This is a genomic window from Aeromonas sp. s6 (assembly GCF_040907815.1).
GTDB lineage: Bacteria > Pseudomonadota > Gammaproteobacteria > Enterobacterales > Aeromonadaceae > Aeromonas > Aeromonas caviae.
In genome coordinates, this window is the sequence record NZ_JBFOCN010000019.1 from 34443 (window position 1) to 56690 (window position 22248).

A 22248-nucleotide genomic window follows, 5' to 3' on the forward strand; every position below is an offset into this window, starting at 1 on the left:
ATTCCAGTGGGAAGCACGGCTTCTTCGACCAAACAAGAGAGTTGCCTGTTACGCCAAGCGGGTTTTCACCTGAGCACTGACGGCGCCGACATCGGCACGCCCCTGAATTTTTGGCTTCAAGACAGCCATGACTTTACCCATGTCAGCCATGACGGCAGCACCACTTTCAGTGATGGCTTGCTCGATCAGGGCGGCAATTTCGTCTGCGGTCAGCTGTTGTGGCAGGAACTCCTGCAGCACAACGATCTCGGCGGACTCTTTGTCGGCGAGATCCTGGCGACCGGCAGCTTCAAACTGGCTGATGGAATCGCGACGCTGTTTGACCATTTTGGTCACGACAGCGAGGATCTCTTCATCATTGAGCTCGACACGGGTATCGACTTCACGCTGCTTGATTTCTGCCATCAACAAGCGGATAGCACCCAACCGAGGCTTGTCTTTGGCAAGCATGGCGAGCTTTTGCTGATCCTTGAGTTGATCCTTCAGAGACACGGCATGATCCCTTGATTAGTACAGGCGGATACGACGTGCGTTTTCGCGGGACAGCTTCTTGGCGTGACGCTTGACAGCGGACGCTTTGGCGCGCTTGCGAATGGTAGTCGGCTTCTCGTAGAACTCACGGCTACGAACTTCGGACAGGATACCGGCCTTTTCGCAAGAACGCTTGAAGCGACGCAGAGCAACGTCAAACGGCTCATTTTCACGGACTTTGATTACTGGCATGTGCCTTTCACCTCAGTGATAAATTGTTAGCTGACCTTCAATCGATCAGCATGTCTTAAAATGGTGCGAAATTATACTCTGGACAGGGAATGAAAGTAAACCCGCAGAGATCGCTCTGGTTTAAAAAACCCGCGAAGGTTACCATAGCCGTCTCATTTTAGCAGTGAAATTTTTTAGCAATGCGTGTATTGGGCATAGAGACATCCTGTGACGAAACCGGGATCGCGATCTTCGATGATCAAAAAGGGATCCTTTCCCACCAGTTGTACAGCCAGGTCAAGCTGCATGCGGACTACGGCGGCGTCGTTCCCGAGCTCGCCAGCCGGGACCATGTACGCAAGACGATCCCCTTGATCCAGGCCGCCTTGAAAGAGGCCGGACTTGGCAAGGATGACATCGATGGCATCGCCTATACCGCGGGGCCAGGTCTGGTTGGCGCCATCCTGGTCGGGGCGACCATAGGCCGCTCGCTGGCCATGGCCTGGGACAAGCCGGCCATCGCCGTACACCACATGGAAGGTCACCTGCTGGCCCCCATGCTGGAAGAGAAGGCCCCCGAGTTCCCCTTCGTGGCGCTCTTGGTTTCCGGCGGGCACTCCATGCTGGTTCGGGTCGATGGCATCGGCAGCTACCAGTTGCTGGGCGAATCGATCGACGATGCCGCCGGTGAGGCGTTCGACAAGACCGCCAAGCTGATGGGTCTGGACTACCCCGGTGGTCCGCTGCTCTCCCGGCTGGCAGAAAAGGGCACCACTGGACGCTTTACCTTCCCGCGTCCCATGACCGACCGTCCCGGGCTCGACATGAGCTTCTCCGGCCTCAAGACCTTTGCCGCCAATACCATAGCAGCCAATGGCGACGACGAGCAGACCCGTGCCGACATCGCCCGGGCGTTTGAGGATGCAGTGGTCGACACCCTGGCCATCAAGTGCCGTCGTGCCCTGAAAGAGACCGGTCTCAATCGTCTGGTCGTGGCAGGCGGCGTCAGCGCCAACCGTCATCTGCGCGCCCAGCTGGCCGAGCTGATGGAGAGCCTCAAAGGTGAAGTCTTCTACCCGCGCACCGAATACTGCACCGACAACGGCGCCATGATCGCCTATGCAGGCATGCAACGCCTTAAGGCGGGAGTCTTCGAACCCCTGGTCGTCAAGGCCGTGCCGCGCTGGCCGCTGGATACCCTGGATCCGGTGTGATCCTGACGATCCACGACAAAAAGAAAGGGGCCTGCGGCCCCTTTTTCATCTTGATGACGGTATTCATACCCGTTTAGTTGGTGCGGAACAACGCTTCGATGGAGAGTCCCTGCCCCAGCAGGATCTCCCGCAAGCGGCGCAACCCTTCTACCTGGATCTGACGCACCCGCTCGCGGGTCAGACCAATCTCGGCGCCCACGTCTTCCAAGGTGGCCGGTTCATAGCCGAGCAGACCGAAACGGCGGGCCAGCACTTCGCGCTGCTTGGGATTCAGCTCCTCCAGCCAATGCACTATGCTGCTGCGCATGTCATCTTCCTGGGACTCCAGCTCGGGCCCCATGCCGCGCTCGTCGGAAAGTACATCCAGCAGCGCCTTGTCGCGATCGCCACCAATGGGAGTATCCACCGAGGTGATCTTCTCGTTGAGCTTGAGCATGCGATTCACATCGTCCACAGAGCGATCCAGTGCAGAGGCGATATCCTCGGCGGTCGGCTCATGGTCGAGACGATGGGAAAGCTCGCGCGCAGTGCGCAGATAGACGTTCAGCTCCTTGACCACATGGATGGGCAGACGAATGGTCCGGGTCTGGTTCATGATGGCCCGCTCTATGGTCTGGCGGATCCACCAGGTGGCATAGGTAGAGAAACGGAAGCCTCGCTCGGGGTCAAACTTCTCGACCGCGCGAATAAGACCGAGGTTGCCCTCTTCGATGAGATCCAGCAGCACCAGGCCGCGGTTGTTGTAGCGCCGGGCAATCTTGACCACCAGGCGCAGGTTGGATTCAATCATGCGCTTGCGCGCCGCTTTGTCGCCACGCAGAGCACGGCGGGCGTAGTAGACTTCCTCTTCGGCCGTGAGCAAGGGGGAGAAACCTATCTCCCCCAGATAGAGCTGGGTGGCGTCCATTACCTTGTTCAGCTCGGGCGCCATCAGTTCATCGGAAATGGTTTCTTCGGCTTCGGCCGCCACTTCCTGAACCTCTTCTTCCTCCTGAACCTCCAGCTCCTCGTCGAACTCTAACTCTGCATCCTGCATTACCAGTTGTTCTTGGCTCATGATATCTCTCCCTGACCTACACCAGAGTAAGACTCAGCTCTCTGAGTTAACGCTTTGGCAAATAGCCCATCGGGTTGATCGACTTGCCTTTGTACCGGATTTCAAAGTGCAAGCGCACATCCGGCGCATCCGTGCTACCCATATTGGCGATAACCGCTCCGCCCTTCACGGTGTCTCCCTCCTTGACCCTCAACTCATCGTTGTGAGCGTAGGCGGAGAGGTAGTCATCGTTGTGCTTGAGAATTATCAGCTTGCCATAACCTCGCAGTGCACTGCCCGCATAGACCACTTTGCCGCTGCTCGCAGCGTAAATGGGTTGGCCCTTCTGGCCGGAAATGTCGATGCCCTTGTTGCCTTGTTCCGCAACGGAGAAGCCTTCAACGATCCGCCCTTTGGTCGGCCAATGCCAGGAGAGTGTTGACGAGGAACTGACGGTTTTTTGTTCTTTCGCCTGAGCGTATGCTGTTGACGAGGCAGGAGCAATCGTTTTCTGAGCAATAAATGGTGTGGTCGTACCTGCCGGAGCCGTGGCCAGGGGTTTGGGCCCCGTGCTGGTCACAACCGGTGTGGTTGCTGCCACCATCTGACCACCCGAGGAACCCGCTCCCCCCACATTGAGCACCTGGCCCACGTGCAATGCATAAGGAGCCTGGAGGTTGTTGCGCTGGGCCAACGCCTGGTTGGAAAGACCGAACTGGCGACCGATGCTGCTCAATGTATCGCCACGGCGCACCTCGTAACTGCCAGACCCCGTCACGCTGCCACGACTGACAGGGCTGCCGACGGTTGCCACCGCCATAGGGGCGGAAGCGCCATCGAGCCTGAGCTGCTGGCCGGGATAAATGTTATAGGGGGGAGTGATGCCATTGATGCTGATAAGCGAAGCCACATCCATGCCAGAACGAAATGCAATGGAATAGAGAGTGTCTCCTTTGACCACGGTGTACCCGTTGCCTGCAATGCCGGGCTTGGTCATACCTTGACGCACGGGGATGGTCGAAGCGACCTGATCATTGCCCAGGCTGTGCACCGGAGCCGCAGTCTTGCTGGAGGAACAGGCAAGCAGCAGCCATGACAACACGACGACACCGCTACCTTGCCAAACACGCGAACACATAGTGGATCCTTAACGACTAAACCAGAAATAGGCCGCAACGGCCAAACCAATACAGAGCCAGCCCAGCACATCCACATAGTGCATCAGCTTGCGCTCCATCTTCTCGCCGCCCCAGCGCATCAGACCTGCAACCAGGAAGAAGCGCATGCCACGACCGATCAGCGAGGTCAGGATGAAAGGCAACAGTGCCATGTGGAGCAAGCCAGCCGTGACGGTAAACACCTTGTAGGGGATCGGCGTGAAGCTGGCAATAAAAATAACCCAGATGCCCCACTGCGCGAACCACTGCTCGGCCAGGGCAATCTTGTCCTCATAGCCAACCGAGGTCACCAGCGGCTGCACCACTGGCTCCCACAGGGCATAGCCGAGCAGATAACCAAACAGGGCGCCCAGCACCGAAAAGAGAGTGGCCAGCGCGGCATAGTGCCAGGCGCGATGAGGTTTGCCGAGCGCCATGGGTGCCAGCATCACATCCACCGGGATGGGCCAGAAGATGGATTCAATAAAGGCGGTGATGGCCAGATACCAGGGGGCATACTTGTGGCGTGCCCACTGCATCACCAGAACATAAAGGCGGGAAAACAACTTCACTCGACATCTCCGTCAATCAGGGGAACGAAACGTACCGGCTCCAGGATCCGGCTGGTGAGCTGGGAGCCCGATCGCTCGATGAGCTGCAGGGTCTGCTGACCATCACCCACCGGCAACACCAGACGACCACCGTCAGCCAGCTGATCGGTCAGGGCCTTGGGGACCTCACTGGCCGCCGCAGTCACCAGAATGGCGTCGAAAGGGCCCTTGTTGGGCCAACCTAGCCACCCATTGCCGTGCTTGGCCGACACATTGTGCAGATCGAGCTGGCGCAATCTACGCCGGGCCTGAAACTGCAGCGACTTGATCCGCTCCATGGTGTAGACATGCTCCACCAAGTGGGCCAGTACCGCCGTCTGGTAGCCCGATCCCGTCCCGATCTCCAGCACATGGGCTGGATCGTTCTGGATCAGCAGCTCGGTCATGCGCGCCACGATGTAAGGCTGGGAGATGGTCTGCCCATGGCCGATAGGCAGGGCCGTATTGTCCCAGGCCTTGTGGGCCATGGCCTCATCCACGAACAGCTGGCGCGGCACCTTCGCAATCGCCGCCAATACGCGGAAATCGCGGACATCCTGGGCAATCAGTTGATTCAACAGGCGCTGTACTATCACAACGTCATCCCTGCAGATCCAGCCACGCGCCCAGGGTCGACAGACTGCCGTAGGCCGTCATGTCGATGGTCAGGGGAGTGATGGAGACATAACCCTGCTCGATGGCGGCAAAGTCCGTTCCCTCTCCCGCATCCTGCTGGTTGCCGGGGGGGCCAATCCAGTAGACGGGCTGACCACGGGGATCCTCGGTGCGGATCACCGACTCCGCCCGGTGGCGATTGCCAAGACGAGTCACCCTGATCCCCTTGATCTGCTCGAGCGGCAGGTCCGGCACATTCACGTTGAGGATCTGATCCGCAGGCAACGGATGCACCATCAGCCCCCGCACCAGCTGGGCGGCGTAGTGGGCCGCACTGGCGAAATGAGTCTTGCCCACCAGCGAAACGGCGATGGAGGGGAAACCAAGATGACGCCCTTCCGTCGCGGCCGCCACCGTCCCCGAGTAGATGACGTCATCCCCCAGGTTGGCCCCGTGATTGATACCGGCCACCACCATGTCGGGCTCAGGGCGCAACAGTTCGTTGACCGCCAGATGAACGCAGTCGGTCGGCGTCCCCTTGACCGCATAACTCTTGATGCCGTGAAAACTGGACGCATCGAGGCGGGTGACCCGCAGCGGTACTTCCAGCGTCAGGGAGTGGCTGGCACCGCTGCGGTTGCGATCCGGTGCCACCACCACGACCTCGCCACAGGCACGCAACGCCTCGCTGAGGGCGCGAATGCCCTCGGCGTGTACCCCATCGTCATTACTGACCAGAATTCGCATCGGTTGAGTTCCTGAAACCGTGATCGGCCTCTTCGGCCAGCATTAACTCTCGTACCACGCTGGTGGCAAAGGCACCGGCAGGCAGGAAGAACGACAGGGTCAGCACCTCGCCCTCCCGTTGCCAGCTCATCTGCTCCGGCTTGAGCAGCAGCGGACGCCTGTCCTGATCCAGCCCGGCTTTCTCCAGTCCTTCGCACCAGTCACCATAAGGAGCCAGCACTTCTTGCTCGAACTCGGCAGCCGCGCCCTGGCTCGCCAGACGGCCACGGCCCCACTGGGGAGCGGTCAGCTGCACGTCTCCGGAGGCAAGGCGTGCCTCCAGCTCGGGAGTCACGCTCTCTTCGCTGAAGATGGAGTGGCTGCCCTTGAGCATCACGCAGTCGCCTGCCAGCAGCTGATGGGCCAGTCCCTGCTCGATGCGGGCGCTGACGATGGCATTGAACAGCATGCTGCGGGCGGCGGACAGATAGAGGGAGCGCTTGTTGCGATCCTTGATCCGTTTGCCGGCGAACATCGCCTTGGCGGCCTCCAGGTTGTTGCCACCTCGGCCGAAACGCTGCTCGCCGTAGTAGTTGGGCACCCCCTGGGTTGCTATCGCCTGCAAACGGGATTCCAGCCCGTCGGCCTGCTCCAGCCCGGTGAGACGCAGGGTGAAGTGGTTGCCCTTGAGATAGCCGACCCGCAGCTTCTTGTTGTGGCGCTTCACCTCAAGGATCCGGATGTTGTCGTTCTCGATGACCGAGAGATCCGGCTCGCCCTTGCCCGGCAGATGGATGCCGAACCACTGTTCGGTCACCGCATGGCGATCTTTCAGACCAGCCCAGGTCACTGCATTGCGGGCAACCCCGGCCGCATCGGCCAGCAGGCCAGCCACCCAGGCGGTATTCTCGCCAGTTTTGCGTACCCGGACGAAGATGTGTTCCCCCTCGCCGCAAGGTGCAAACCCGAGATCTTCATTGACCACGAAGTCGGCGGCCTCGGCCTTGAGGATGCCGCGAGCAGTGGGCGTCCCGTGCAGATAGGCAAGTTGTTCAAGCATCATTGTTTCACCAGCAAGACGACGGCTTCGGTGGCGATCCCTTCCTTGCGCCCCGTGAATCCGAGTTGTTCGGTGGTGGTCGCCTTGACGTTCACCCGGTTCAAATCACATTGCAGATCCGCGGCCAGCACGGCGCACATGGCGTCGATATGGGGGGCCATCTTGGGGGCCTGGGCGATGATGGTCACATCCAGGTTGCCGATGGCATAACCTGCGCGCTGCACGCGGGCAAAGACATCCCGCAGCAGGATGCGGCTGTCGATGCCCTTGAATTCGGCTGAGGTATCGGGAAAGTGGCGGCCGATGTCACCGGCGCCGATGGCCCCCAGCAGGGCATCGCTCACCGCATGCAACACCACGTCGCCATCGGAGTGGGCCAGCAGGCCCTGTTCATAGGGCACCGCCACCCCGCCCAGCATGCAGGGGCCGACCCCGCCAAACTTGTGAACATCAAAACCATGTCCGATCCGCATCATGCCTGCGCCCTCCTCAATACACGGAAATCTGTCTCATCAAAACCATGTCCGGTGCGGATCATGCCTGCTCCTCTGGGGATGAATCGGGTCGTGCCGACCGGCACGCACGTTGTTGCTGTAAATAGAGCCCGGCCAGGGAGAGATCTTCCGGCCGGGTCACCTTGATGTTGTCGGCCCGCCCTTCCACCATGCGCACGGGGAAACCGGCGCGTTCCATGGCGGAGGCTTCATCGGTGATGGCAGCGCCGAGCGCCAGCCCCTCCTCCAGCGCCCGCTTGAGGGGGCGGACCAAAAACATCTGGGGCGTCAGGGCATGCCAGAGCTGCTCGCGATCCACGGTGGCGAGGATATTGCCGGCCGCATCGGTGCGCTTCATGGTATCGCGCACCCGGCTGCCGAGGATGGCACCGCCAGAGGCCATGGCGGCAACAATGAGCGCATCGAGATCCTCATGGGTCAGACAGGGCCGGGCGGCGTCATGCACCAGTGCCCACTCCCCTTCTGCCACGTGCAACGCATTGAGCACGGAGAAGGCGCGCTCGCTTCCCCCTTCCACTCGCAGCACCCGCGGGTCAGTGGCCACGGTCAAGGTCTCAAACCAGCTGTCGTGGGGCGCCAGCGCCACGATCACACGGGCGATGGCGGGATGGGAGAGCAAACGCTCCAGGGTGTGCTCCAGAATGCATTTCCCTGCCAGGGACAGGTACTGCTTGGGGCAACTGGCCCCCATGCGACTACCAATACCGGCAGCCGGGACGATGGCGGTCAGGCCGCTCAGGCTATCAGTCATCGTAGGGGGCACCATCAGGCTCCGTCACCTGATCCTTTTCTTTGGGAATGATTCGGTAGAAGGTCTCGCCCTGCTTGATATAGCCAAGATCGTTGCGCGACAACTCCTCGATGGCCTCAAGGCCAGAGGTAAGATCGTCGATTTCCCGGTAAATCAGACTGTTGCGATCCTTGAGTACCAGGTTGTCCTGTTGCTGCCGCTCGATGGCGGTGGAGAGTTCCCGATAGTCGGAGAGGCCGTTTTTCCCCAGCCAGAGGTCATATTGCAGCCCTCCCAACAGGAGGAGCAGGATAAGAGTGAGTAGCCGCATGCACTGAGTCTCCTTCAAGCGGCCTAGTTTCCCATATTCGCAGGCAAGACAAAAGAAAGCCTGTGTGCCGGATGGGTTGGTCGGAATAAAAAATGCAGGTCGCACACGCCCATAAGCGCAGAACGAAAAAGCCCCGCCAGATGGCGGGGCTTTGTGAAGCATGAACGCAGGCGAAAATTAAGCCTGGTTCTTCACTTCTTTCAGACCACGGAACGGAGCCTTGGCACCCAGGGCTTCTTCGATACGGATCAGCTGGTTGTACTTGGCAACACGGTCAGAACGGCTCATGGAACCGGTCTTGATCTGGCCAGCAGCGGTACCCACAGCCAGGTCGGCGATGGTCGCGTCTTCGGTCTCACCGGAACGGTGGGAGATGACGGCAGTGTAGCCAGCGTCTTTGGCCATCTTGATGGCAGCCAGAGTTTCGGTCAGGGAACCGATCTGGTTGAACTTGATCAGGATGGAGTTGGCGATGCCGTTGTCGATACCGCGCTTCAGGATCTTGGTGTTGGTTACGAACAGGTCGTCACCCACGATCTGGATTTTCTTGCCCAGTTCGGCGGTCTGGTAGGCGAAGCCTTCCCAGTCGGATTCGTCCAGGCCATCTTCGATGGAGACGATCGGGAACTTGGTGGTCAGGTCAGCCAGGAAGTCGGAGAAACCGTTGGAGGTGAAGATACGACCTTCGCCCTTCAGGTTGTACTCTTTCTTCTCTGCGTCGTAGAACTCGGACGCAGCGCAGTCCATGGCCAGGGTGATGTCGGTGCCCAGTTTGTAACCGGCAGCGGCAACAGCTTCAGCGATCACTTCCAGCGCTTCGGCGTTGGATTTCAGGTTCGGAGCGAAACCACCTTCGTCACCGACGGCAGTGTTGTAGCCCTTGGACTTCAGCACTTTGGCCAGGTTGTGGAACACTTCTGCGCCCATGCGAACGGCTTCTTTCAGGGTCTTGGCGCCAACCGGCTGGATCATGAACTCCTGGATGTCGACGTTGTTGTCGGCGTGCTCACCACCGTTGATGATGTTCATCATGGGCAGCGGCATGGAGTAGACACCCGGGGTGCCATTCAGCTCGGCGATGTGGGCGTACAGCGGCATGCCTTTGGCAGCAGCGGCAGCTTTGGCGTTGGCCAGGGAAACAGCCAGGATGGCGTTGGCGCCGAACTTGGATTTGTTCTCGGTACCGTCGAGGTCGATCATGATCTGGTCGACAGTGGCCTGGTCCTTGGCATCTTTACCCAGCAGAGCCTGAGCGATCGGGCCGTTGACGGCTTCGATGGCTTTCAGCACGCCTTTACCCAGGAAACGGCTCTTGTCGCCGTCACGCAGTTCCAGCGCTTCGCGGGAACCGGTGGACGCGCCAGACGGAGCGGCTGCCATACCAACAAAACCACCTTCCAGGTGAACTTCGGCCTCAACGGTCGGGTTACCACGGGAGTCGATGATTTCACGACCGATCACTTTAACGATCTTGGACATGTGTATTTCCTCAGGTTTCGTAAAAAAACAACAAAAATATGCCAAAAAAAGCGGCTGTGGCACAGAGCCCCAACCGCATTTATTTTCAATTACTTCAAATTACGCTTCTGATACTCGCCCGCCGCCTTCACAAAACCGGCGAACAGGGCGTGGCCATCACGGGGAGTCGAGGTGAACTCCGGGTGGAACTGCGCGGCCACGAACCAGGGGTGATCCGGGATCTCGATGATTTCCACCAGCTTCTTGTCGGCGGAGAGACCGGTCACCTTCAGACCTGCCGCTTCAATCTGCGGCAGCAGCTTGTTGTTCACTTCATAACGGTGACGGTGGCGCTCGTAAATGGTCGGGCTGCCGTACATCTGACGGACCTTGGAATCTTCCACCAGGTGGCAGAGCTGGGAGCCCAGACGCATGGTGCCGCCCAGATCGGACTTCTCGGTCCGGGTCTCGACGTTGCCTTCATCATCCACCCACTCGGTGATGAGACCGACCACGGGGAACGGGCTGTCTTTCTTGAACTCGGAGGAGTGAGCCCCTTCCATGCCCGCCACGTTGCGGGCGTATTCGATCAAGGCAACCTGCATGCCCAGGCAGATACCGAGGTACGGGATCTTGTTCTCGCGGGCATATTTGGCGGCCAGAATCTTGCCTTCCACGCCGCGTTCGCCGAAGCCACCCGGTACCAGGATCGCATCCAGACCTTCCAGCAGCTCGGCGCCACGGGTCTCGATGTCCTGGGAGTCGATGTACTTGATGTTGACGGAGAGACGGGTCTTCAGGCCACCGTGCTTGAGCGCTTCGTTGACGGACTTGTAGGCGTCCGGCAGAGAGACATACTTGCCCACCATGCCGATGGTGACTTCGGCAGTCGGGTTGGCCTCTTCATAGATGACCTGTTCCCACTCGGCCAGGTCGGCTTCTTTGCACTCGATGCCGAAGCGCTCGGTGATGTAGCCGTCCAGCCCCTGGGATTTCAGCAGCGCCGGGATCTTGTAGATGGAGTCGACATCCTTCATGGAGATGACGGCGCGCTCGGGCACGTTGCAGAACAGGGCGATCTTGGCACGCTCGTTGGCCGGAATGGCGCGGTCGGAGCGGCAGATCAGCACATCCGGCTGGATACCGATGGAGAGCAGCTCCTTCACGGAGTGCTGGGTCGGCTTGGTCTTCACCTCGCCGGCGGCGGCCAGGTAAGGAACCAGGGTCAGGTGCATGAACATGGCATTGTTGCGACCCACGATGGCCGCCAGCTGACGAATGGCTTCAAGGAACGGCAGGGACTCGATGTCGCCCACGGTACCGCCCACTTCGACGATGGCAACCTGATGGCCTTCGGCACCGGCAATCACCCGCTCCTTGATGGCGTTGGTGATGTGCGGGATCACCTGGATGGTGGCGCCCAGATAGTCACCACGACGCTCCTTGCGCAGCACGTCCGCATAAATGCGGCCGGTGGTGAAATTGTTGCGGCGGGTCATCTTGGTGCGGATGAAACGCTCGTAGTGGCCCAAATCCAGATCGGTTTCGGCCCCGTCCTCGGTTACGAACACTTCACCATGCTGGGTCGGGCTCATGGTGCCCGGATCCACGTTGATGTACGGGTCCAGTTTCATGATGGTCACATCCAGACCACGGGCTTCCAGAATGGCTGCCAGAGAAGCTGCGGCAATGCCTTTGCCGAGGGATGAAACAACGCCACCAGTCACAAAAATATATTTGGTCGTCATGCTGAACCTGAAAGAAGTTTAGGGAATTTTAAGGGGTGCTTCGGGGATGAAGCAGGACGGGGAAACAGTATACCAAAACCCCCACTCCCAAACAATGAACAAAAATCTATCAGGCTCCCCGCCGCCCCGTCTTGCGCCAAATCAACTTTGCTCGGTTTCCTTGGCCTTGTCCCAGGCCTCGTCCAGCTTCTCCAGGGAGCAATCCGTCATTTTCAGACCTTCTGCGGCAATAAAGTGTTCAACCTGACGAAAACGACGCTCAAACTTGGTGTTGGCAGCCCTCAGCACCTGCTCGGGATCCTTGCCCAGATGGCGCACCAGGTTGACTGTGGCGAACAAGAGATCACCAAGCTCGTCGCTCACCCGCCCCTCGTCCACATCCGCCATCAACGCCTCTTCCATCACCTCGTCGATCTCCTCGTGGATCTTGTCCACCACGGGCCCCAGCGTCTTCCAGTCAAAACCGACGGTAGCGCAGCGCTTCTGGATCTTGGCTGCCCGGGTCAGGGCAGGCAGGGAGAGGGGGATATCGTCCAGCACGCTCTCCTTGTCGAGCGCCGCACGCTCTTTGGCCTTTTCCGCCTCCCAGTTCGCTTTGACCGCCTGCTCGTCACCCAGGTCGGCATCGGAGAAGACATGGGGGTGGCGGCGAATGAGCTTCTCGCTCACGGTATCGACGATGTCGGCAAAGTCGAACAATCCCTGCTCCTTGCCGAGCTGGGCATAGAACACGACCTGGAACAGCAGATCACCGAGCTCCCCCTTCAGCCCTTGCCAATCTTCGCTCTCGATGGCATCCGCCACCTCGTAGGCCTCCTCCAGGGTGTGCGGCACTATGGTCTGGAAGCTCTGCTTGAGATCCCAGGGGCAGCCCCCGTTCGGGTCACGCAATCTGGCCATGATGTCGAGCAGTTGGGGAAGGTCGTAGCGTTGGGACATGGGTAACTCACTTTCGATTCGGTAAATGGGGTTCATCAATATCCGCTCACGCCACTGTTCCACATGATGTGGAGCCATGGCGGACGGAGATGGGGCGCGTGATATCCGTCTTCAATGCTCTGCAAGGAGGGAGAAAATGCAGACCGGCCACTGGGGCCGGTCGGTTGAGCATTACAGCCGCTTGGCGCTGATCACGTCGTTGAGCTGACTGAGCTTGGCCAACGCCCGGTTGAAGGCGTTGATGTTGTAAATCTCCAGCTCCATGTCTATTTCGGCGGTCTGCTCGCGCACGTTGGAGCGCGAACGCACTCCCATCACGTTGATCTTCTCGTTGGCGAGCACGGTGGTGATGTCGCGCAGCAGGCCGGATCTGTCGTTGGAGAGAATGCGGATGGTGAGACCGTAACCGCCGGAGTAGTTCTCCCCCCAGACCGCATCGATCAAGCGCTCCGGGTTGCGACGCGACAGCTCCTTGAGCTGCTCGCAATCCTCCCGGTGGATGGAAACCCCCCGTCCCATGGTGATGAAGCCCTGGATGGCGTCCCCCGGGATGGGCTGGCAGCAGCGGGCGATGTGAGTCATCAGGTTGCCCACCCCTTCCACTACTATGTGATCCTTGGGTTTGGGGCGGAAGGGCACATTGGCCTTCTGCTCCAGCTTCTCCAGCAGACGGCGATCTTCTTCTTCCGCCGTCGGCTTGTTGTAGCGGGTATCCAGATAATTGAGCAGCTGGTTGATGCGGATGTCGCCGCTGCCGATACCGGCCAGCAAATCTTCCAGCTCCTCCGCATGGAAGCGCTCCAGCACTACCTTGTCCACCTTGGAGAGGGTGAGGTTGTGTCTGTCCAGCTCTTTCTCCAGCAGCTCCTTGCCGGCGGCGATGTTCTTGTCCCGGTCCAGCTTTCTGAACCAGGTGGCCACCTTGGCCCGCGCCCGGCTGGAGCGCAGGAAGCCGGCGTTCGGGTTCATCCAGTCGCGGCTCGGGTTCGGCTCCTTCTGGGTGATCACCTCCACCTGATCACCGGTTTGCAGCGTATAGGTGAAGGGCACGATACGACCGTCGATCTTGGTGCCGATGCAGCGGTGACCGATCATGCTGTGCACGTGATAGGCGAAGTCGAGCGGCGTCGCCCCTGCCGGCAGGTCGATGACATCGCCCTTGGGAGTGAAGACATAAACCCTGTCCTCGAACACCTGACTGCGCAGATCGTCCAGCAAGGAGCCGCTCTCCGAGAGGTCCTCCTGCCAGGCGAGGAGTTTGCGCAGCCATTCGATCTTGTCTTCGAAGGTGCTGGTCTTGGCAGCGGCCTGGGCCCCTTCCTTGTAGCGCCAGTGCGCAGCCACACCGAGCTCCGCATCCTGATGCATCTGCTCGGTACGGATCTGGATCTCCACCGTCTTGCCCTCCTCCCCCACCACCACGGTGTGGATGGACTGGTAACCATTGGGCTTGGGGTTGGCGACATAGTCGTCAAATTCGCGGGGAATATGGTGGAAATGGGTGTGAACGATACCGAGCGCCGCGTAGCAATCCTGCAGCCGCTTGGTGATCACCCGCACCGCGCGCACATCGAACAGCTCGTTGAATTCGAGGTGCTTCTTCTGCATCTTGCGCCAGATGCTGTAGATGTGTTTCGGTCGGCCATAGACCTCGGCCTCGACGCCGGCCTCGGCCAGGGCATCGCGCAGAGACTGCACGAATTCACGGATGTAGCGCTCGCGGTCGAGCCGTTTCTCGTCCAGTTGCTTGGCGATCTGCTTGTAGGTGTCCGGGTGCAGGTAGCGGAAGGCGAGATCCTCGAGCTCCCACTTGAGCTGACCGATACCGAGGCGGTTCGCAAGGGGAGCATAGATGTTGGTGATCTCCTGGGCCATCAGCACCCGGGTCTCCTCATCCGCTTTCTTCGCCTCACGCAGGCAGGCGATGCGCTCCGCCAGCTTGATGACCACGGCGCGCACGTCCTCGACCATGGCGAGCAGCATGCGGCGCACGTTGTCCACCTGCTCCGGCGAGGTTTCGCTGCGGTGAAGGGTTTGCAGGGAGCGGATGGCCTCCATCTCCAGCACCCCTTCCACCAGCTTGGCGATCTTGGGGCCGAAGTCCTCGTTCACCTTTTCCTGGCTGATGAGACCGGCTTCGACGAAGGGATAGAGAATGGCGGCCTTGAGGGTGGCGAGATCCATGCTGAGCATCAGCAGGATGCCCACCATCTCGACCCCGCGCACCAGCAGGCGGTTGGTGAGCGCTTCGTCACCCAGGGTCAGGCAATACTGGTAGACGGTTCGCAGCTGATTCTTGTCACTTTCACTCAGGGTAAGGGAACTGACCCACTCATCCAGAGTGAAATTGTCTTTCAAATGAATATCGCGCACCGCAACCATGGTATCAATCCTTAAAAGTGTGGGGTCGAAAGCCGATGCTCTCCTCATCCCCTCATCAACTGATGACTGCCTCAAATGGGGATGCATGAAAGAGTTTTCAAGGCATGTCACCGCGCAAGGTGACAGGGCTCTTCCCCGCATCCGATCCACTATCGACAACCTAGATTACCCTAATCACTCCCGCTCAAACAGCGCTGCCGCCGCTGGAAAACCAAGATAACCGCATTCTGCCCTGCCCGTTGAAGGCAGCGAAAAACACCTGTTTTACCTCACTCTGGCAGCATCATGCACATCGAAAAATCATCACGACCGCATCTTGATTCATCCAGAATAATGCGGTCGCCTCGACTCAGCCCCGTTCGAACAGCGCCATGGACTCCAGATGACCAGTGTGGGGGAACATGTCCAGCATCCCCAGACGGGTCAGCTTGTAGCCCCCCTGCACCAGCACCTGACTGTCACGGGCTAGGGTGACCGGGTTACAGGAAACATAGACCACCCGTTTGGGGGAAAGTGCCACCACGTGGCTCATCACCTCCAGCGCCCCGGGTCTGGCCGGATCCAGCAGTACCAGATCGAACCCTTCCCGGGCCCAGGACATGCCCACGATGTCGCCGCTCAAGTCCGCCTTGTAGAAGCGGGCGTTGTCGATACCGTTGCGGCGGGCATTCTCCTGTGCACGCGTCACCATGGCGAACTCCCCTTCCACCCCCACCACTTCGCGGGCCTGACGGGCCAGCGGCAGGGTGAAGTTGCCGATGCCGCAGAAGAGGTCCAGCACCTTGTCATCCTTGCCTGCGTCGAGCCAGCTCAATGCCTGCTCCACCATGCGCTGGTTGACGGGCCCGTTGACCTGGATGAAGTCGCCGGGAGCGAATGCAAGAGATAGGCCATCCAGCGTGTAACTTGGCTGAGACTGTTGACGCAGAGGTTCGATCTGCTCGTCCGCCGCCTGCAGATAGAGGTCTATCCCCTGGGCGGTGGCAAACTCGGTCAAGTGCGCCCGATCCGCCTCGGTGGGGCGACCGGTGTGGCGCAGCAGCATCAGAATGCCCTGCTCCCCCTGAATGAGTTCCGCATGGCCCAGTTCGCGCTGGCTTTTCAACCGGTTGAGGCATTCGCGCAGAGGGGCGATAAGAGCAGAGAGGGGCTCGGCCAGCACAGGACAGCCGGCAATCTCTACCAGATCGTTCGACTGGCGACGACGAAAGCCCACCCGGGTACAGCGACCGTTCTTGTCAAACTTGATGGCCAGACGGCAGACCCGGCGGTAGGCGCGGGACTCCCCCGTCAGCGCAGGTGCCAACGCTGGCGCCTGGATGTTGCCAAGGCGCTCGAACAGGCTGACCAGTCCCGCCTCCTTGGCCGCCAGCTGATCTCCCTCTCCCAGGTGCTGGGCACTGCAACCGCCACACTCGCGATAGTGGTCGCAGAAGGGGGCGACCCGGTTGTCCGCCGGGGTCACCACCTGTTGCAGGGCGGCGTGGGCATAGTGCTTCTTGTCGTCGATGATGCGGGCCTTGATGGCCTCGCCGGGCAGCGCCCCTTCGACGAAGATGGCCTTGCCCTGATGACGGCCGACGCCGACACAGTGGTGATCCAGACTGTCTACCGTAAATTCAATACGTTGGGGCTGGGTGGATTTCTTTTGGGGCTTGAAAAACTGGGCCATAAAACTTGGTGCCTATAGGTGGCTATGTCATGATTGTGGAATCTGCGGCAGACCATTGTCCCACAAGAATAATCGTATGACCAAATACGGCCTGAGGGCCCCAGCCGCGGCATCCGCCCCATCGTCCATTCTGACCAAAAGTGGCCCATTGATATGACCGGATACGGCCTGAGACCCCGTACAGCGACATTGACTGTATTGCCTGCCCGACCCCGGTGCCTGCATGCGCCCCGGATCATGGCCTCTCTTGCGAAAGGCGGGTCGGCGGCATGACCAAGTACGGTCTCAGGGCCCGGGTGCTGGCCTTCACCATCTTGCCGACCCTCATCATCGGCGGCCTCATCGCCGGCTATTTCACCTTCCACCGCTATCAGCAGCTGGAAAACAACCTCATCGATCAGGGCATCAACATCATCGAGCCCCTGGCCATCGCCAGCGAATACGGCATGACACAGCACAGCCGCGAATCCCTCAAGCGGCTGATCGGGCTCACCCATCGCAAAAACTCGCCCTTCATCAAGTCCATCGCCGTCTTCACCCAGGAGAACCAGCTGTTCGTGACGTCCAACTACCACAGGGACTTCAGCCAGCTTCGTCTGCCGGACGGCAGCGTCATCCCGGCCCTGACCAGCGTCTCCGTCAACGGCGATGACATCATACTGCGCACCCCCATCCAGGCAGAGACCAGCCTGGACGGCTTCCCGCTGCCAAGCGATCTGGAGCCGCCGGTCATCGGCTACATCTCCATGCAGCTCGCCACGGACAGGGCCATCGTCCTGCAGTACCGCGACGCCTTCTTCGCGGTCATCATCGTGCTCATCGGGCTGGCCATCAGCGCCCTGTTCGGCTTCCGTCTGGTCAAGAGCGTGACCCAGCCCATCACCGACATGGTGCAGGCGGTGCACCGGATCAGGGAGGGGCGACTCGATACCCGGGTCAGCGGCCAGCTCACCGGCGAGCTGGACATGCTCAAGAACGGCATCAACGCCATGGCCAAGGCGCTCTCCGAATATCACGAGGAGATGCAGCAGAACATCGATCAGGCGACGTCGGATCTGCGGGAGACCCTCGAGCAGATCGAGATCCAGAACGTCGAGCTCGACATGGCGAAGAAGCGCGCCCAGGAGGCCGCCAGGGTCAAGTCCGAGTTCCTCGCCAACATGTCCCACGAGCTGCGCACCCCGCTCAACGGGGTCATCGGCTTCACCCGCCAACTGCTCAAGACCAGCCTGACCCCGAGCCAGACCGACTACATGCAGACCATCGAGAAGTCGGCGCGCAACCTCCTTGGGATCATCAACGACATCCTCGACTTCTCCAAGCTGGAGGCGGGCAAGCTGCAGCTCGAGCACATCCCCTTCAGCCTGCGGGACACCCTCAACGAGACCATGCACCTGCTGGGGCCGAGCGCCCACGACAAGCAGCTCGAACTCTCCCTCCAGGTGGATGCCGCCGTGCCGGACTACCTCACCGGCGACCCCATGCGCCTGCAGCAGGTGCTCACCAACCTCACCGGCAACGCCATCAAGTTCACCGAGCGCGGCAACGTGGACGTGCGTGTCGAGCAGACCGGGGAATCGAACGGCAACAAGGTGCGCCTGCGGGTGCTGATTCGCGATACCGGCATCGGCATCTCGGAAGAGCAGCAGCGCCAGTTGTTCCAGGCCTTCAACCAGGCTGACTCCTCCATCTCCCGCCGCTATGGGGGCACCGGGCTCGGGCTCGTCATCACCCAGAAGCTGGTGCAGCAGATGGGGGGCCAGATCCGCTTCGAATCCGAACTCGGCAAGGGGTCGGTTTTCTCGTTCCACCTGGATCTGGATGTCTCACCCCTGCCCCAGAGCGAGCGGCTTCCGCTGGATCGCATCCAGGGCAAGCGGGTCTGGCTGCTGGAGCCGGATCCCTTCACTCACGCCTCCCTGCTTGCCCTGCTGGGAGAGTGGCACCTGGATGTGCACTCCCTGACGGTGGACGAGGAGTGGCCCCCGATGAGCAGCCAGGACATGGTGCTCATCGGCAGCAGCACCCTGCACAGCCCACAGCAGGTGATTGCCCGTCTCGACGGACTGGACGGCCAGCAGAACACCATAGTGCTGCTCAGCAGCCACGAGCCGGCCCTCTACGACGCCATGCTGGCCCACGGCGCCGTCCACTGCCTCTCCAAGCCCATCAACCATCGCAAGTTGCTGCACGCCCTGCTCTCCCCCGAGGCGGTACGCCGTGCCCCCCTGCCCGCGCCGACGCCGCGCAGCGTGCAGGCGGTCAAGGTGCTGGCGGTGGATGACAACGCCGCCAACCTCAAGCTCATCGCCGCCATGCTCAAGGAGATGGTGACCGAGGTGGTGGTGTGCAAGAACGGCAAGGAGGCGGTCAACCTGGCCCAGAGCCAGCCGTTCGACATCATCTTCATGGATATCCAGATGCCCGTCATGGACGGCATCAGCGCCACCCAGGCGATCCGCCACCACTCCCTCAACACCGAGACCCCCATCGTCGCGGTCACCGCCCATGCCATTCCCGGTGAGCGGGAGCGCCTCATTCGCCAGGGCATGGACGACTACCTGGCCAAACCCATCGACGAGGGGATGCTGGCGCAGCTCATCACCGACTTCGCCCACCGGCGGCACCAGAATCACGGGGATCAGCAGATAGACTGGCCCCTCGCCGTGCGTCAGGCCGCCGGCAAGCCAGCCCTCGCCCGGGAGATGCTGACCATGCTGCTGGCCAGCTTCGACGAGGTGGAGCCCATCCTGGCGGCGGCGCTGGAAGGGAGTGCCGACGATGCAGACGTGCTGGCCCAGCTCCACCGCCTCAACGGTGGCTGCGCCTACTCCGGGGTGCCGGGTCTGCAACGCCTGCTCTCCCAGCTCGAGCAGCAGCTGCGCGACGGGGTCGCCGTGAGCGATCTGGAACCCGAGTTGCTGGAGCTGCAGGATGCCCTGGAGCAGGTGAGGCAGGAGGCCCCCCGCTACCTGGCCCTGACCGACTGAGGCGCTTTTTCTGACTGGACAGGCGGCAGGTGGTAACATCTGCGCCGTTTCCACAGGAGTCAACATGACCAACAACGATATTCTGCGCCGCCTGCGCTATGCCCTCAGCATCAGCAACGACCAGATGGTCGAGATCTTTGCCAAGGGCAACCTGACCGTCACCCACGCCCAGCTCCACAGCTGGTTGCTGAAAGAGGCGGCGGAAGGGGAAGAGCAGGACCCGGGCTTTGTCCCTTGCCCGGACTCGGCACTGAGCCAGTTCCTCGACGGCTTCATCGCCCTGCGCCGCGGTGTGCGGGAAGATGCCCCGCCCCAGGTGATCCCGAACCGGATCAACAACAACCTGATCCTGCGCAAGCTGCGCATCGGCCTCAACTACAAGGAAGAGGAGATGCTGGGCACCCTCAAGCTCGCGAACTTCAACCTCTCCAAGTCCGAGCTGAGCGCCCTATTCCGTGCCAGGGATCACAAGCACTATCAGGATTGCGGGGATCAGATCCTGCGCAACTTCCTGATTGGCCTCACCACCAAATACAGGCCCGGGCCCTGATGACCGCCTCCGGCCAGGTGCGAGGCTAGACCATGGGCTGGCGCCGCCTGCTGGCTCCACGCCCGACGAGCGGCGGCGCGTGCCGGTTCGCGGCGCGCTGGCGCTGGTCACTGCCCCTCATCCTGCTGCTCGGCGCCTGCCAGCCTGCGCCCTATCGTCTCAATCAGGAGCATCAGAGTGCCAGCCAGAACGAGCGCATCGCCTTTCTCATCCTGCACTACACGGATGAAGAGGATGCCCGCTCCCTACGCCTGCTGACCGAACCGGAGCACAAGGTGAGCGCCCACTACCTGATCCCCCGCGACACCGACGAGCAACCGTTCCCGGTCTACCAGCTGGTGCCCGACAGCCAGCGGGCCTGGCACGCCGGACGCAGTCGCTGGCATCACTACGCCGGGCTCAACGCCAGTTCGCTCGGCATCGAGATAGTGAATCTCGGGTATGACGAGAAAGACGCGGCCCTGCCCGCCCATCTGAGACACTGGCAACCCTATCCCCCTGCTCAGATCGACGCCCTCGGCGCCCTCGCCCGGGATCTGGTCGAACGCTACCAGATCCCCCCCACCCAGGTGCTGGCCCACAGCGATGTCGCCCCCGAGCGCAAGCAGGATCCCGGCCCCCGGTTCCCCTGGCGCGAGCTCGCCCTGCGCTACGGTGTCGGCGCCTGGCCCGACGAGGCCCGGGTGGCCGAGCTGCGCCAGACGCAGCTCATCCCCTGGGATGCGCTGCAATGGCAGCAGCAGCTTGCCCGTTACGGCTACGGCCTACCCCAGCACGGCGCCTGGGATGAGCAGAGCCGCGCCGTCCTGCGCGCCTTCCAGCTTCACTTTCGCCCCGCCCTGGTCACCGGCGAGCCGGATGCCGAGTGCCAGGCCATCCTCACCGCCCTGCTGGAGCGCTACTTCCCGGAACCAGGCTGAGACGCCCCTTCCCTTTCGCCCTCTGCACACGGATGCCCGGCCCCATGCCAGATGAACACGGGGTTCACCCCGCCTTCCACTCCTGAAAACCACAAGGGACGCCGAAGCGTCCCTTGTGGTTTTCATACCTGCGAAGCGGCATCAGATCCCCTGACGGGCTTCCTGCATCAGCGCACGCATGTCGCTGACCGCCTTGGCCAGACCGTCGAAGGCGGCGCGACCGATGATGGCGTGACCGATGTTGAGCTCATAGAGCTCGGGGATGGCGGCGATGGCCTTGACGTTGTGGTAGTGCAGACCGTGGCCCGCATTGACCTTCAAGCCCTTGCCAGCGGCGTAGGAAGCACCGGCGGCGATGCGCTTGAACTCGGCGTTGCGCTCGGCGTCCGTGGTGGCATCGGCGTAGCGGCCGGTGTGGATCTCGATGAAGGGAGCACCGCTCGCGGCGGCCGCATCGATCTGCAACGGATCCGCATCGATGAAGAGGGATACCTGAGCACCGACGGCCGCAAGACGGGTCACCGCATCGGTCACCTTGTCCAGCTGGCCCGCCACGTCCAGACCACCCTCGGTGGTCACCTCGGTGCGCTTCTCCGGCACCAGACAGACGAAGTGGGGCTTGATGCGGCAGGCGATGCCGATCATCTCCTCGGTCACCGCCATCTCCAGGTTCATCCTGGTCTGGATCGTCTGGCGCAGGATCTCCACGTCCCGGTCGGTGATGTGGCGGCGATCTTCCCGCAGGTGGACCGTGATGCCATCGGCACCGGCCTGCTCGGCCACGAAGGCGGCCTGTACCGGATCCGGATACTGGGTGCCGCGGGCGTTGCGCAGGGTGGCGATATGATCGATGTTCACACCCAGGTAGATCTCGCTCATTGCTTACTCCTTGATACAGGTCATCTGTGAATGC

General features: G+C 61.0%; 21 protein-coding genes. 4 read left to right on the forward strand and 17 right to left on the reverse strand.

Features of this window, described 5'->3' with window-relative positions:
• Window positions 1-48: 48 nt before the first annotated feature.
• Both AB5Y50_RS01715 and rpsU read right to left on the reverse strand, forming a co-directional pair.
• Window positions 49-492 (reverse strand): GatB/YqeY domain-containing protein, encoded by a 444-nt coding sequence (locus tag AB5Y50_RS01715; RefSeq protein WP_010675618.1) that lies wholly within the window; start codon window positions 490-492, stop codon window positions 49-51.
• Between the two features lie 15 nt (window positions 493-507).
• The gene (gene rpsU, locus AB5Y50_RS01720) at window positions 508-723 is read right to left on the reverse strand and encodes a 30S ribosomal protein S21 (RefSeq protein WP_005309452.1); all 216 of its coding nucleotides are present in this window, start codon (window positions 721-723) and stop codon (window positions 508-510) included.
• Between the two features lie 179 nt (window positions 724-902).
• Between rpsU and tsaD the strand changes: the two genes are divergently transcribed.
• Window positions 903-1916, forward strand: coding sequence for a tRNA (adenosine(37)-N6)-threonylcarbamoyltransferase complex transferase subunit TsaD (gene tsaD / locus AB5Y50_RS01725; RefSeq protein WP_041213897.1), 1014 nt, complete (start codon window positions 903-905; stop codon window positions 1914-1916).
• Between the two features lie 73 nt (window positions 1917-1989).
• Here the strand turns inward: tsaD and rpoS are convergent, their stop codons facing one another.
• The 14 genes from rpoS to rlmD all read right to left on the reverse strand — a co-directional run bounded on the left by rpoS (window position 1990) and on the right by rlmD (window position 16875).
• Window positions 1990-2973: an RNA polymerase sigma factor RpoS gene (gene rpoS / locus AB5Y50_RS01730; RefSeq protein WP_010675620.1), complete on the reverse strand. Its 984-nt coding sequence runs from the start codon at window positions 2971-2973 to the stop codon at window positions 1990-1992.
• Window positions 2974-3019: 46 nt separating this feature from the next.
• Entirely contained in the window at window positions 3020-4090 is a 1071-nt protein-coding gene (locus tag AB5Y50_RS01735; RefSeq protein WP_010675621.1) for a LysM peptidoglycan-binding domain-containing protein, read from the reverse strand.
• Between the two features lie 9 nt (window positions 4091-4099).
• Window positions 4100-4681, reverse strand: coding sequence for a YqaA family protein (locus AB5Y50_RS01740; RefSeq protein ID WP_010675622.1), 582 nt, complete (start codon window positions 4679-4681; stop codon window positions 4100-4102).
• Entirely contained in the window at window positions 4678-5295 is a 618-nt protein-coding gene (locus AB5Y50_RS01745; protein WP_010675623.1) for a protein-L-isoaspartate(D-aspartate) O-methyltransferase, read from the reverse strand. The genes AB5Y50_RS01740 and AB5Y50_RS01745 overlap by 4 nt, the downstream gene beginning before the upstream one ends.
• A gap of 4 nt (window positions 5296-5299) precedes the next feature.
• Window positions 5300-6061: a 5'/3'-nucleotidase SurE gene (surE, locus tag AB5Y50_RS01750; RefSeq protein ID WP_041211067.1), complete on the reverse strand. Its 762-nt coding sequence runs from the start codon at window positions 6059-6061 to the stop codon at window positions 5300-5302.
• The gene (gene truD / locus AB5Y50_RS01755; RefSeq protein WP_043154863.1) at window positions 6042-7100 is read right to left on the reverse strand and encodes a tRNA pseudouridine(13) synthase TruD; all 1059 of its coding nucleotides are present in this window, start codon (window positions 7098-7100) and stop codon (window positions 6042-6044) included. The genes surE and truD overlap by 20 nt, the downstream gene beginning before the upstream one ends.
• Complete coding sequence (gene ispF, locus AB5Y50_RS01760; RefSeq protein WP_043154801.1) at window positions 7100-7576, reverse strand: 2-C-methyl-D-erythritol 2,4-cyclodiphosphate synthase; 477 nt, start codon at window positions 7574-7576, stop codon at window positions 7100-7102. Before ispF ends, truD begins: the two co-directional genes overlap by 1 nt.
• Window positions 7577-7634: 58 nt before the next feature.
• Entirely contained in the window at window positions 7635-8366 is a 732-nt protein-coding gene (ispD, locus tag AB5Y50_RS01765) for a 2-C-methyl-D-erythritol 4-phosphate cytidylyltransferase (protein ID WP_043154802.1), read from the reverse strand.
• Entirely contained in the window at window positions 8359-8676 is a 318-nt protein-coding gene (gene ftsB, locus AB5Y50_RS01770) for a cell division protein FtsB (protein ID WP_010675628.1), read from the reverse strand. Before ftsB ends, ispD begins: the two co-directional genes overlap by 8 nt.
• A 177-nt stretch (window positions 8677-8853) precedes the next feature.
• Window positions 8854-10155: a phosphopyruvate hydratase gene (gene eno, locus AB5Y50_RS01775; RefSeq protein WP_043154803.1), complete on the reverse strand. Its 1302-nt coding sequence runs from the start codon at window positions 10153-10155 to the stop codon at window positions 8854-8856.
• Window positions 10156-10244: 89 nt separating this feature from the next.
• Entirely contained in the window at window positions 10245-11882 is a 1638-nt protein-coding gene (gene pyrG, locus AB5Y50_RS01780; protein ID WP_010675629.1) for a glutamine hydrolyzing CTP synthase, read from the reverse strand.
• Window positions 11883-12023: 141 nt separating this feature from the next.
• Window positions 12024-12821 (reverse strand): nucleoside triphosphate pyrophosphohydrolase, encoded by a 798-nt coding sequence (mazG, locus tag AB5Y50_RS01785; RefSeq protein WP_049636102.1) that lies wholly within the window; start codon window positions 12819-12821, stop codon window positions 12024-12026.
• A 171-nt stretch (window positions 12822-12992) separates the two neighbouring features.
• Window positions 12993-15203: a GTP diphosphokinase gene (gene relA / locus AB5Y50_RS01790; protein ID WP_010675631.1), complete on the reverse strand. Its 2211-nt coding sequence runs from the start codon at window positions 15201-15203 to the stop codon at window positions 12993-12995.
• A 349-nt stretch (window positions 15204-15552) separates the two neighbouring features.
• Complete coding sequence (rlmD, locus tag AB5Y50_RS01795) at window positions 15553-16875, reverse strand: 23S rRNA (uracil(1939)-C(5))-methyltransferase RlmD (protein ID WP_049636103.1); 1323 nt, start codon at window positions 16873-16875, stop codon at window positions 15553-15555.
• Window positions 16876-17144: 269 nt separating this feature from the next.
• Between rlmD and barA the strand changes: the two genes are divergently transcribed.
• The 3 genes from barA to AB5Y50_RS01810 all read left to right on the forward strand — a co-directional run bounded on the left by barA (window position 17145) and on the right by AB5Y50_RS01810 (window position 21335).
• Window positions 17145-19865: a two-component sensor histidine kinase BarA gene (gene barA / locus AB5Y50_RS01800; protein WP_045521991.1), complete on the forward strand. Its 2721-nt coding sequence runs from the start codon at window positions 17145-17147 to the stop codon at window positions 19863-19865.
• A gap of 64 nt (window positions 19866-19929) precedes the next feature.
• Complete coding sequence (locus tag AB5Y50_RS01805; protein WP_049636104.1) at window positions 19930-20415, forward strand: DUF1456 family protein; 486 nt, start codon at window positions 19930-19932, stop codon at window positions 20413-20415.
• A 32-nt stretch (window positions 20416-20447) separates the two neighbouring features.
• Entirely contained in the window at window positions 20448-21335 is an 888-nt protein-coding gene (locus AB5Y50_RS01810) for an N-acetylmuramoyl-L-alanine amidase (protein WP_234915609.1), read from the forward strand.
• A gap of 141 nt (window positions 21336-21476) precedes the next feature.
• Here AB5Y50_RS01810 and pdxJ read toward each other — a convergent pair whose 3' ends face one another.
• Window positions 21477-22214, reverse strand: coding sequence for a pyridoxine 5'-phosphate synthase (pdxJ, locus tag AB5Y50_RS01815; protein ID WP_010675636.1), 738 nt, complete (start codon window positions 22212-22214; stop codon window positions 21477-21479).
• Window positions 22215-22248: the final 34 nt, after the last annotated feature.

Excerpts from the sequence above, each read along its gene's own strand:
- rpsU (WP_005309452.1), bottom strand. The coding sequence starts at position 723 with ATGCCAGTAATCAAAGTCCGTGAAAATGAGCCGTTTGACGTTGCTCTG.
- tsaD (WP_041213897.1), top strand. The coding sequence starts at position 903 with ATGCGTGTATTGGGCATAGAGACATCCTGTGACGAAACCGGGATCGCG.
- rpoS (WP_010675620.1), bottom strand. The coding sequence starts at position 2,973 with ATGAGCCAAGAACAACTGGTAATGCAGGATGCAGAGTTAGAGTTCGAC.
- AB5Y50_RS01735 (WP_010675621.1), bottom strand. The coding sequence starts at position 4,090 with ATGTGTTCGCGTGTTTGGCAAGGTAGCGGTGTCGTCGTGTTGTCATGG.
- surE (WP_041211067.1), bottom strand. The coding sequence starts at position 6,061 with ATGCGAATTCTGGTCAGTAATGACGATGGGGTACACGCCGAGGGCATT.
- truD (WP_043154863.1), bottom strand. The coding sequence starts at position 7,100 with ATGCTTGAACAACTTGCCTATCTGCACGGGACGCCCACTGCTCGCGGC.
- ispF (WP_043154801.1), bottom strand. The coding sequence starts at position 7,576 with ATGATGCGGATCGGACATGGTTTTGATGTTCACAAGTTTGGCGGGGTC.
- ispD (WP_043154802.1), bottom strand. The coding sequence starts at position 8,366 with ATGACTGATAGCCTGAGCGGCCTGACCGCCATCGTCCCGGCTGCCGGT.
- ftsB (WP_010675628.1), bottom strand. The coding sequence starts at position 8,676 with ATGCGGCTACTCACTCTTATCCTGCTCCTCCTGTTGGGAGGGCTGCAA.
- eno (WP_043154803.1), bottom strand. The coding sequence starts at position 10,155 with ATGTCCAAGATCGTTAAAGTGATCGGTCGTGAAATCATCGACTCCCGT.
- pyrG (WP_010675629.1), bottom strand. The coding sequence starts at position 11,882 with ATGACGACCAAATATATTTTTGTGACTGGTGGCGTTGTTTCATCCCTC.
- mazG (WP_049636102.1), bottom strand. The coding sequence starts at position 12,821 with ATGTCCCAACGCTACGACCTTCCCCAACTGCTCGACATCATGGCCAGA.
- relA (WP_010675631.1), bottom strand. The coding sequence starts at position 15,203 with ATGGTTGCGGTGCGCGATATTCATTTGAAAGACAATTTCACTCTGGAT.
- rlmD (WP_049636103.1), bottom strand. The coding sequence starts at position 16,875 with ATGGCCCAGTTTTTCAAGCCCCAAAAGAAATCCACCCAGCCCCAACGT.
- barA (WP_045521991.1), top strand. The coding sequence starts at position 17,145 with ATGACCAAGTACGGTCTCAGGGCCCGGGTGCTGGCCTTCACCATCTTG.
- AB5Y50_RS01805 (WP_049636104.1), top strand. The coding sequence starts at position 19,930 with ATGACCAACAACGATATTCTGCGCCGCCTGCGCTATGCCCTCAGCATC.
- AB5Y50_RS01810 (WP_234915609.1), top strand. The coding sequence starts at position 20,448 with ATGGGCTGGCGCCGCCTGCTGGCTCCACGCCCGACGAGCGGCGGCGCG.
- pdxJ (WP_010675636.1), bottom strand. The coding sequence starts at position 22,214 with ATGAGCGAGATCTACCTGGGTGTGAACATCGATCATATCGCCACCCTG.